Here is a 10,127-nt window from a genome sequence, read left to right on the forward strand (position 1 = left end):
CCTGTACGGCAGTGCACTGAAATAATATCTCCACACCCTTCTGATTTGCATACAAAAAAAGCTAAAAAACCTTCTCTGACCCTCTTTTTTATCCACCAAAAATACTCATTTAAAATCAATAAATTACACAACCGTTAAAAATTAGGGTCAAAACATCGTTCTTCTCACAAACCACCCTGCACAAAAAATCCCCATTCCACTCCATCTGACAAATGGCTATACTTAACCATGACAAATGACAGTAATCAGGAGGTAACATGAGAACCTGGATCCCCGCCAAGAAACCTGCTGATAACGCACTTTGGCGCTACGCCGGTTTACCCGCGAACAGAGGTATGCGGCTGATAGAATTTCTCAACCAGGGATTGCCCGTCAGCGTACTCGACAATATTCATGAATGGACGGCCATGTCGAAAGCGGACATTTTACGCGTTACCGGGATTAACGAACGTAACGTGGCCCGCCGCAAAAGCGCGGGACGGACGCTGACGCCGGATGAGAGCGAACGCGTAGCCCGTTTTGTTCGGGTGCTGGATGCGGCCGTCGACTATTTTGGCAGTAAAGAAGAAGCATGGAACTGGCTTCAGTCGCCGGTGCGCGGGCTTGGCAATGTTGCGCCTGTTGACCTGATCGCTACGGAAACCGGTGCACTGGAAGTCACCGATTTGATTGGTCGTCTGGAACACGGAGTGTTTGCATGATTTTTTATCGGCTGGTGACGGGACGCTACGCCAGCGAAGCGTGGAGTGGAAGCGGAGCAAATCAGTACGGCGGTCGCTGGAATCATAAAGGGCATCCCGCCGTATATGTGTCCACGTCCATCTCGCTGGCCTCACTGGAGATTTTGGTGCACGTCAGAAAAGATATCGTGTTGAATCAGTACCAGCTTTTCAGCATTGATATCCCGGATGACCAGATTGATTACCTGGATAAAGCCTGGCTCCCCGAGGACTGGCAGGAAAATCCGGCACCGATATCGACGATGGATCTGGGAACCGGATGGTTACAGGCTAACAGTGCCCTCGCCCTCATCTTACCTTCCTGCATCATTCCATATGAAAACAATGCCATCCTTAACCCCTTACATCCCGCATTCCACACGGCGCTCAGTTCTGTTCAGCAGATGCCCTTTATTTTTGATACCCGTCTCGCAGAAAAAACCGCACCCTGAACGCTGATGCGGCTGTGTTTTCTCAGAACCAGGGAACTGTCGCTGTCGCGCTCATCCCGTAGGTTGAAAAGCGTCCATCCACGGGTGCAGGAAGCAACTCACCATGACGAATAAAAAGCCTGAAAGACTGACCTGTAGAGAGGCTACGTAAATTAAGCCAGGGCAAATCAGTCCGCGCCTCTTCCATTTTTAATAGGCGCTGCTGCGCCTCTTCCTCAGTGATCCATCCTTTTTTTACCGAACGGCGCATAAGCCGCTGCGCGCTGCTTTTCACCTGCACACGGGACACGCATCGCCATTGCTTTAACTCTGGAACGGGTTGTATCGCCGTGCACAGGCAGTAATCGCTTAGTCCCTTTCGCCATGCCAGGGAGTCGAGCTCGCTTAACGCCTGTTGCGAACCGTGCAGGCGTAACATCGCGCCGGGCTTTATGCCATGTGCAGGGAAGCTGATACCAATATCCCCCAGCCCCCGCTGTCCCAGCGCACGATGCAGTTTAGCCATCAGCGCGGCCATCAGCATCTCCTCGCTGAACTCCGGGTCGGGCAGGACGCGGATCTCTAGATAGTGATCCATAACCACTCCTTACTCGCCCTTCTCACCGAAGACGCCGCCGCGGATCAGCACGGCCATCACATAATGCTGCTGTTCAACGTCAGGCTTTTGGCCCTTCGTCACCCAGTTGTCCAGCAAGGTATAGAAGTCCATTTTCTCTTTTGGCTGACGACAAGCCACACCGCGACTGGTGACTGAGCCGTACGGCTCAACGGCAATAGCGCCCAGCGCATCTACCTGAGGGTGCCAGGTATCGATAGTTCGAATGGCATTACCGATTTTCTGCGAATGCATGCCCGCAACGCTGTCTACCTGATACAACAGGCGGCTCTTGCTGCTGTTGCTGTCCAGCACCAGTTCCTGCGACGGGAAGATCTCCTGTCCGGCACCGAGTAGCACCTGCGCTTCGACGTTCAACAGCACAAAACCTTCGCCGCTAAGCCCTTTTTCGATTTCCTGGGCCAGTGCGTTTAGGCTCTCGTCGCTGGCAGAAAAATCTCGCAGCGCATAACTGTACGCATCAAACGTCCACGACTTACTGCCCGTCACGGTCACGATAATTTTTTCTGCACCGACGCGGTTACGCCATAAAAAACGTCCGTTCGCCAGGTTAGTTGCATAGCGGCGCGCCAGTTCTGCAAAACCGTGTTCAATGATATAGCCGTCGATAACCTGCTGAAGTTCATCCTGATAGGCGCGATCGTTACACACTGATGGCGTCGACAGGTTACCCAGCACGCGTAGGGTAAACTTCACCTTCAGGGTGTCTGCATCGGCAGGAAGCGCCGCCACATCCACACGCTGCAGGTTCGCTTTCTGGATCTCGGCATCCAGTTTAGCCGGATCGTTGGTCAGGGCATTTTTCAGGCGGTTCGAAATCGTACCGCGGACCGCTTTTTCCTGTATACGGATCGGTTGCCACTGCTTGCCCTGCCAGCTTCCGGAATACATCACCGCATCCGAGGTTGCCAGCTTACGTTCAAATGCCAGTACGGATGCCGTTTTAACGGCCGTTGGAGCCTTTGCCATAGATAAGTCCTTTTTAATTAAGATGTTCAGTTGTCACTGGCGCGCCCGCGCCCTGACAGTAGTAGCCTGTTTCCGTCGTGCGATAACGCCAGAAAATCTCGTCCAGTGACCGAATACGGTGCAGACCGCACCACTCGCCCACGCCATACACCGCTTCGGTAAATGCAAAGGGCGTTTCTGCATCGCGCGCGTTTGCCACGACGCCGGGGGCGTAGAGTTCAGAGATACGCTGGTAGCCGGTCATTAATGGCACCAGATAACCGGAATTGGGTTTGGGAACAACATGCCAGTTGGCCGGTTCACCTTCGCGTATGTTGCCGTCTTCCGGCGTTTCGGCCTGTATTTTTAGCGCAGCAAAATCCAGCCAGGCGTCAAGCAGCGTGGCGTTAGGATCGTTTTCAAGAAGCATTTGATGATGTTCGCCCAGCCAGCTACTTCGGTCGCGTAAAGCAAAGCCCGGCATCAGTTGCCACTGTAATCGGCCCATCTCCTGAGCGCTGGCAGGCATCGCCATAACGGAAATATTCTGGATATCCACGATGATTCCTCCGGCCAGCCGGAGCGTAGGGCACACCTGAGACAGAAACTCGGCCAGATCGCGCTGCCCGTATTCACCGTTGGGGATTTCCCCGTGACACTCGAGCAGCAGCGAAACCGTCATATGCATGCGCCCCTCTTCGTTAAAGGAGGCCGTTTTCGCGTCCCGTGTAAGCGGATTGCGGGTCAGGGCAAACTGATAATCGCGGCCAGACGTGTGAGCATGGATCTGTTGTTCGTGGCTGACCACGGCACAGCCATCAATGCGCAGCCCGTGCGTTTCGGTCAACCTGCGCGACAGCGCATGGGCAAATCCCAGGAAATGGGTAATGGCGGGGAAACCGTAAGTCAGGCCAGCAATCGCGTTGGCGTTTTCGACGCTGATACGGCGAAGCAGGATCAAGGAACTCATTTCAGCGCCTCCCGGATACTTTTTTCCATCTCACGCAGGTTATTGCGTAAACGCTCACGGGTTTGCCATTCACGCTGTTCCACATACCCCAGGTCCTTCAACGCCTTGCTCAGACGCGCGTTAAGCCACAGGGCAAAATCTGTCGCGACGCTAACCTGCCAGTCGTCTATATCCCGCTCGAGCCGAAAAGCCTCATCGGTTTTGGTGCGCCAGGGATCGAGCCAGAGTTGTTGATGAGTGACTAATCGGTCGCACGAGAGCGTCCAGTTTTGCCACGTATCACGCTGTAGTTCTGACGCCACCACAAACAGCAGATCGATAAGCGCATCAATGTATTTATCACGCGCTTCGCGAATACGGACGTTGGTGTAATCACCGGTTCTGGTCAGTAAAGACACAAGCAGTTGAACAGTGCTGTTTGCACGTCGATCAAACTGACCACCTGAAGTGAAAATAGAACGTAACGTCGTCGGCGGCTTGTCTGCTCTTTTCCACTGCGGCGGCTGACAGGCAAGCAGCCAGCTACGCCCGCCGCGGACACTGTTGAGATAGGAAATGTTTTGCGGTTTGGTGCCACCAAAGTGTATTTCCGCTGAATCCGGGAAAAGCGTCAGCGGAGTGGGATGCCAGGTTTTCTCCCGGCGCGCTTTCCAGATGGCTTTAACATCGTCGCCAAAACGGAAGGCAATCATTTTCTGATGCATGGCGTGAACAAGCGAGGTGGCAAATAACGGGCTCAGCAGATGGTAATTTTCACCTACCGGGAAATAGCCCTGTTTAGCCAGCTTGTGTGAAGCGGGCTCTCCGGGCGTTAAGGCACGGGAAAATCCCGCAATCCATTCATCCAGTTGGTTTGCGTCATCGGTAAAAGCGGCCAGCGCAGCGCGATCGCCACGTTTCAGGCTTGCCAGAAGGGAGTCACCGCCTTCAACCCGCGTTTGCAGTAATTTCGCGACGTCCAGCGCCGCGGCGTTTCCCACGGCATCCGGTTCCAGACCTGACAACGCAGCGGTGCTGAGATACCCTTCCAGCGCCACTGCCTCGCTGTAGATACTGCTGCTTTTTGAATCCCCGTGGGTAAATTTCGCCGCATGGGTCACGAGGTTAATTTGTCCGGCTCGCTTCGCGGCATCCGTCAGCCAGGCTTTCGGTTCATAGCGAAGCTCCAGATCCCGGCGTTCTGCCGCAAGCGTTGCGCTATCTGTATCGCTGCGCTTTGCGGCCTCTTTATCAAATGCTTCCAGCTTTGTTTGCCGTCGTCCGGCAATGTACTCAGCGATGAAAACGCTTAGTGCTTCAACTGACATACTCGCTCCTGGCTCCTTATCGATATTCCCTGAACACACCCAACACCGGGTGAAATAGCCATTGCTCTGTCTCCTCCTCCCTGCTGATCCTCAATGTGATTTCGCCATACCGTCGCGATACCGCGGCCAGCTCCATCTGTCTTGTCTCGGCCAGCGCCTGTAATACCTCGCCATAATCAATCGCCATCCACGGCTCTACGCCGTGAGCCATCGATAAGGTCTTCTCGCAAAACCGTCCCGCAGGCTTTAACACCCCGTTTTCCTGCATCAGGCAAAACTCAGGTTGCTCACCTTCGTCTTTCATGCTTAAAAAGAAAGTGTCCTGCGGCGACGAGCGGCGAAACGGCGTCCGCCGCTGCAACTCACCGTTCCACGTCAGCGGCAGCCGCCACCACGACGCGGCAACCGCATCTGACCGTTCGCCGCCATCCAACAATGCGGCTCGCAACCGGGCGTGCTCCAGCGTCGCCAGCGCATTGCCGGGCAGGTTTTCAACGATGCGCGGGATCGCATTCAGCGTGCGATAGCCCTCTTCGCTGAGCAGCTCATTGAGATCGTGGTGAGGCAGAAGATGATGTTCAGTTTCAAAACCGGGTCGGCAGTAGGCGATCTTTTCTCCGCGAAGCGCACGAACGTTGCGTTCCAGGATCACAAGGTTTTCGCTCTCAGGCACGATCTGACGATGCCGCTGAATACGCCCCGCAAACTGAATAAGTGAACGCATCGAACTCGGCTCGATAATCCCCCAGTCGGCATCAAAATCGCGCCCGACTTCCAGAACGGATGTGCCGAGCACGACAAAGAGATGATGCTGTTCCGGTGACGTCAGCGCCTGCTTAACGTCAGGCAACTGCCAGATCCGCTCCGGTTTGTGCCGCGCGAACGCGGCATCGAGTCGTTTTTCAATCGCCGCACGCACCGCCAGCGGGTGCTGGCTGTGGTACACGCAATAATGAATGCGGTAATTCTCCGGAGAAGGTAATGCCATCAGCGCCTGCGCGACGGCAACCAGCGGGTTGATGTTCGCCATCCTCACCAGACCAAACGACACGGTTTTGCCGCTTTTGTGCGTGCTGTGATGATCGTCGTGCAGCGCGATAATTTGCTGGTGTAGCGTCTGTGCCAGCGCGGAGATGACATCTGCCGACCTTGAAGACTGTGGCTCCACGGCAGCCAGTTTCCCCAGGCGAAGCCGGGGCTGGTCTGGCAGACGTTTAATCCGCTGCCTGACAAAATCGTCATGCGCCTGACGAAACTGGGCATCTTCGGCCACATCCTGCGACTGCGCGCCGTATTCATCAAACCAGGCGCAACAGATACTCGTCGGTCTGTCCGACTGAACGCACGCCGCCTGCCAGGCTTTACGCCCTTCCCGATAGGCTTCAAACAGCGCTTCCGTTAATGCAGGGGGCAGCGTTGCGGAGGAGAGCAGCACGCGAGAGCCGAGCATGCCCGCCCAGTTCACCAGCCGACAAAGGGCGTGCAAATCATCAACGTCAAAATCATCAGGCTCGTCAAGCACCAGGTCGCTGGTCAGCAGGCGCAGCATGGCGGGGATCTGCCTGCCGCCGCGCACGCCTTCCGTGGCAGGCATCAGGTGATCGATGGTTGTCACCAGCACCGGGGCACTGACCAGACGGTTTAGCGCCGGTTCTTTCGCCAGCCATTGCTGCGCGATCCCGCTACTGGTCGCCCCTTCATAATGCACGTAATGATGGCTGGCGAAGAACGCTTCGTCGCTGGCGCTACTGATATCTTCGGTATCATTGCCCTGATACAACTCCTTCACGGCTGCGGCACCGGTCACCACGGCCAGCGTGTCGTCATCCAGCCCCAGGCGCGACTGCAAAGCCTGCCCCGTTTGCAGCGTCAGCGTGCGTAACCCCAGCGCCACGCTGAAACGACATCCCGCCTGCTCATCTGCCAGCGCGTACATAATTCGGGCATTGGCAAAGGTTTTACCGCATCCGGTCGAGGCCATATTGATGCCGAAGAAGCCCTGCTCTGCACTTTTCTCGCGCAGGGAAGAGGCGACATCCCAGGCCTTGTTCTGCCAGTCAAAACGCTCTTCTTTCGCCCTTTCCCGAAACGTTTTATGCCGGGCGATGGCGGGCAATGAACGGCGCAACGCAGGAAGAGAACGCCCCATCAATAGCGCCTGATGCGCGACACCGACATTGTGCTCATCCAGTTTTTGCTTAAGCTGCCCGGACTGGCGGTCGCTGTTGGCCCAGCACGGGATGGCATCGTCCTGCCATCCTGAATAAGCGGGTTGTGAGGAGTACACGTGATCGGCCAGCATCAGCGACACGCGGGCAAGATGGAGGGTGAAGAGATTATCCAGCGATCCCGCGTGAAGCAGCGCAGGCAGGTTCCGGATGCGTTTACCAATTTGCCGGGCCTTCTCGCGCCAGGTTTGACTCTTTAGCGGCGTTCCGTGGGGGAGTTTCCAGACATTTTTAAAATCACGCTCTTTCCACTGATGTTTTTCGGTAGATTTATGATTAAGCGCGTTCCAGTCTGCATTCAGCTGTTTCTCAAACCAGCCTTCGCTGTAGAGTAAAGAGGTCTTTGCCGGGTGCGGTTGAGGTAAACGGTGGTGCGATAGAATTAGCCACGCCACCACCCTCGCCACCGGGGGCAATTTTTCGAGCGGGCTATTGCTCCACTCTGCGCTGTCCATCTTCAGCGCTTTCAGCATGGCTTTTTCGTCAGCGGCCTTAAGCTGCGTTAACGATGCCAGCCACTGTTCATCACTACGCTCACCTACAAACGCCTCGAACAGACGAACCGAGATCCACTCATGGCGATACGGCTGGCAAACGTGCTGACTCTCCCCCTTAAGCGTCTGCTGGAAGCACATCCCCGCTTTACCAAAATCATGAAACAGCCCGGCGATCGCCGCCAGCAAGGCGATGCTTTCCGCGCTTTGCCAGCGGTGTTCACCGTCGTTGCGAATAACTTGTAGCGTCGTGCGATTCGTTGGCACGCGCCCCTGTGCGTTAAAGCGACGCATGTTTCCGACTATCCACAGCAGTTCGGTTTGACCGTTTTTTTTCAGCCAGTGGCAGGCCACGGCGGTGTTACGACGGGCCGTTTTACGCAGCAGCTTGCGCAGCGTGACGACGCCTTCCATCGTAATCGTCGTCTGCCACGCCGCATCACCCGTGCGCTCAGCAAACTGATCGATAATCCGGCAGCTTTGCTCGCGCGCACGTTTGGTACACCGAGAGATAATCAGCACATTCATTTTGCGACACCTGCCAGCGATTGCGAGGTGTCCTGCAAGGTGGCGATCATCACATCCAGCGCATCAGACTGTTGAAACGCGTTGATGCAGCGCTGACGAAACTGTTGATTATCCTCACCCTCCATCGCCGCAATAAAGGCCTGCGGCATAACGAGGGCGTCTTTGATTAAATCGGCAATATCAAAAACCAGCCCGCCGCGTCGGGTTTTTCCGTGCATGACCGCCAGGCCGTGAGGAATGCCTGTGACCCATGCCGCGACGGCCGCCAGCCCGTAGGCCAGATAGTTGCCCTGATCGAGAAAACGGTTGGCCATATCCGACCCGCCTCCCCGTTTGGCGCGGGTAAAGGTGCCATATCCCACCGTCTGGCTGGTCAGTTTGTAGAGCGATTTTGTTAGCTGCGCTTCCTGGAGCATCAGCGAGGTGTGATCCTGTGCGTTTTCCATACCCGTTCTGGCCCGCTCCAGAGTAGCCTCCAGCACGACCTTATCAGGCTGAAAAGGCGTTTCTCGCTGTATTCGCAGCCTCTCCCACTGTTTTTCAATTTGCTGTAAACGGATAAATTGAAACCGCTTTGCCGCCTGCAGACGTTTTTCTTCATCAAACCAAAATGAGACCCAGTTTTGTAAATATGCGGTCGGACGGTATTCGCTTTGCGGGCTGAGCCAGGAGACGTCAATGTCCACCTCGTTCGCAGAATACAGCGGTGTGCCATCCGTTCCACAGAAACCGACCATCACGCCAGCTCGGGCAAACTCCCGCATTGCCATTTGCGTAACGGATGTTCCCATTCCCAGCATCACTGCCGTGGTATTCGCGATGGGAATATTCCAGTAAAAAGACTCTTTCCCTTCCTGGGTGACATATTCAACACGCCCACCATTCACCTGGATGCGGCATTTCTCCAGGTAATAAATGTTGGCGCGTTTTGAATGCAGGATGGTTTTTAAATCTGTTGGGGTAACGCTGTTTGCAGGCATAGCAACGGCTTTTATTTCAAGGTAATGAATGCGGATATGTTATCGGAGATGAGAGAAATACAAATGTGATATATATCAAATGAATGGAAATTTCTGTGATAACTCAACAAAAATACAACCTTTTTTAAAAGTATTATTTTTACAAATAATATATACACGGAAATATAATTAACCCCTGAATGGGATTTTTATTTAATCTGCAAATGGAAAGCGTGTGGATGATGGTATTTCGTTTTAAATAGACGAGATGAATATTTGTGAGGAATGGGTTTACTTGTACTGTCTATGGGACAGTAACGCTATTTCCACGGCATTAAAGCCCAGAGGGGCTTTCAAAGCTGACTGTACGGCAGTGAACAACGCCCCGTTTCCCTGTCCCTCTTCCGACACGTTTCTAAGCTGCCTGTACGGCAGTGAACGCGCCTCAGAAGTTGGTCCCCCCGCTCCGCAGTTTCTAAGCTGCCTGTACGGCAGTGAACACTGACTTGTGCCGGTGACCTGAATCGCGTCGTTTCTAAGCTGCCTGTACGGCAGTGAACAAATCCAAATCAACCCCAACGATGACGCTCGATTTCTAAGCTGCCTGTACGGCAGTGAACACGATGTCAGCGATATCGAACGCGATATTGAACTTTCTAAGCTGCCTGTACGGCAGTGAACATTAACTGCAACCTCAGCTCAATGTTGTTCACTTTCTAAGCTGCCTGTACGGCAGTGAACAAAGTCGATCAATCAGTATTGGCGATATGACATTTCTAAGCTGCCTGTACGGCAGTGAACGCCACGTCTAACACGCCGCTGGATTCGATGCTTTTCTAAGCTGCCTGTACGGCAGTGAACGAGCAGGGGAAAATCATTGATTACGTTGTCCTTTTCTAAGCTGCC

General features: G+C 54.4%; 8 protein-coding genes and 1 CRISPR repeat array. Of the genes, 2 read left to right on the plus strand and 6 right to left on the minus strand.

Features of this window, described 5'->3' with window-relative positions; genetic code table 11:
- Window positions 1-257: 257 nt before the first annotated feature.
- Both IM295_RS11655 and IM295_RS11660 read left to right on the plus strand, forming a co-directional pair.
- On the plus strand, window positions 258-701 hold the full coding sequence (locus tag IM295_RS11655; protein ID WP_045261776.1) for an antitoxin Xre/MbcA/ParS toxin-binding domain-containing protein: 444 nt from the start codon (window positions 258-260) through the stop codon (window positions 699-701).
- On the plus strand, window positions 698-1,171 hold the full coding sequence (locus IM295_RS11660; RefSeq protein WP_193066719.1) for an RES family NAD+ phosphorylase: 474 nt from the start codon (window positions 698-700) through the stop codon (window positions 1,169-1,171). Before IM295_RS11655 ends, IM295_RS11660 begins: the two co-directional genes overlap by 4 nt.
- 22 nt (window positions 1,172-1,193) lie before the next feature.
- Here the strand turns inward: IM295_RS11660 and cas6f are convergent, their stop codons facing one another.
- From cas6f to cas1f, 6 genes are read right to left on the minus strand one after another with little or no spacing between them, the layout of a single operon-like run.
- Window positions 1,194-1,748: a type I-F CRISPR-associated endoribonuclease Cas6/Csy4 gene (gene cas6f, locus IM295_RS11665; RefSeq protein WP_193066720.1), complete on the minus strand. Its 555-nt coding sequence runs from the start codon at window positions 1,746-1,748 to the stop codon at window positions 1,194-1,196.
- Window positions 1,749-1,757: 9 nt separating this feature from the next.
- Window positions 1,758-2,756, minus strand: a complete 999-nt coding sequence (gene csy3, locus IM295_RS11670) for a type I-F CRISPR-associated protein Csy3 (RefSeq protein ID WP_069732552.1) — start codon at window positions 2,754-2,756, stop codon at window positions 1,758-1,760.
- A gap of 13 nt (window positions 2,757-2,769) precedes the next feature.
- Window positions 2,770-3,705, minus strand: a complete 936-nt coding sequence (gene csy2, locus IM295_RS11675; RefSeq protein ID WP_049136595.1) for a type I-F CRISPR-associated protein Csy2 — start codon at window positions 3,703-3,705, stop codon at window positions 2,770-2,772.
- Complete coding sequence (csy1, locus tag IM295_RS11680) at window positions 3,702-5,012, minus strand: type I-F CRISPR-associated protein Csy1 (RefSeq protein ID WP_193066721.1); 1,311 nt, start codon at window positions 5,010-5,012, stop codon at window positions 3,702-3,704. The genes csy2 and csy1 overlap by 4 nt, the downstream gene beginning before the upstream one ends.
- 16 nt (window positions 5,013-5,028) lie before the next feature.
- Window positions 5,029-8,262: a type I-F CRISPR-associated helicase Cas3f gene (gene cas3f / locus IM295_RS11685; protein WP_193066722.1), complete on the minus strand. Its 3,234-nt coding sequence runs from the start codon at window positions 8,260-8,262 to the stop codon at window positions 5,029-5,031.
- Window positions 8,259-9,242 (minus strand): type I-F CRISPR-associated endonuclease Cas1f, encoded by a 984-nt coding sequence (gene cas1f, locus IM295_RS11690; RefSeq protein ID WP_193066723.1) that lies wholly within the window; start codon window positions 9,240-9,242, stop codon window positions 8,259-8,261. Before cas1f ends, cas3f begins: the two co-directional genes overlap by 4 nt.
- Before the next feature lie 330 nt (window positions 9,243-9,572).
- A CRISPR array of direct repeats spans window positions 9,573-10,082; the repeat unit is 28 nt; unit sequence TTTCTAAGCTGCCTGTACGGCAGTGAAC.
- The last annotated feature ends 45 nt before the right edge of the window (window positions 10,083-10,127 follow it).

Source organism: Enterobacter cloacae complex sp. P14RS, from assembly GCF_014895895.1.
Lineage (GTDB): Bacteria > Pseudomonadota > Gammaproteobacteria > Enterobacterales > Enterobacteriaceae > Enterobacter > Enterobacter bugandensis.

What these genes read in the sequence shown, in the direction of transcription:
- cas1f (WP_193066723.1), bottom strand. Translation starts at nt 9,242, where the DNA reads ATGCCTGCAAACAGCGTTACCCCAACAGATTTAAAAACCATCCTGCAT.
- IM295_RS11660 (WP_193066719.1), top strand. Translation starts at nt 698, where the DNA reads ATGATTTTTTATCGGCTGGTGACGGGACGCTACGCCAGCGAAGCGTGG.
- IM295_RS11655 (WP_045261776.1), top strand. Translation starts at nt 258, where the DNA reads ATGAGAACCTGGATCCCCGCCAAGAAACCTGCTGATAACGCACTTTGG.
- cas6f (WP_193066720.1), bottom strand. Translation starts at nt 1,748, where the DNA reads ATGGATCACTATCTAGAGATCCGCGTCCTGCCCGACCCGGAGTTCAGC.
- cas3f (WP_193066722.1), bottom strand. Translation starts at nt 8,262, where the DNA reads ATGAATGTGCTGATTATCTCTCGGTGTACCAAACGTGCGCGCGAGCAA.
- csy1 (WP_193066721.1), bottom strand. Translation starts at nt 5,012, where the DNA reads ATGTCAGTTGAAGCACTAAGCGTTTTCATCGCTGAGTACATTGCCGGA.
- csy2 (WP_049136595.1), bottom strand. Translation starts at nt 3,705, where the DNA reads ATGAGTTCCTTGATCCTGCTTCGCCGTATCAGCGTCGAAAACGCCAAC.
- csy3 (WP_069732552.1), bottom strand. Translation starts at nt 2,756, where the DNA reads ATGGCAAAGGCTCCAACGGCCGTTAAAACGGCATCCGTACTGGCATTT.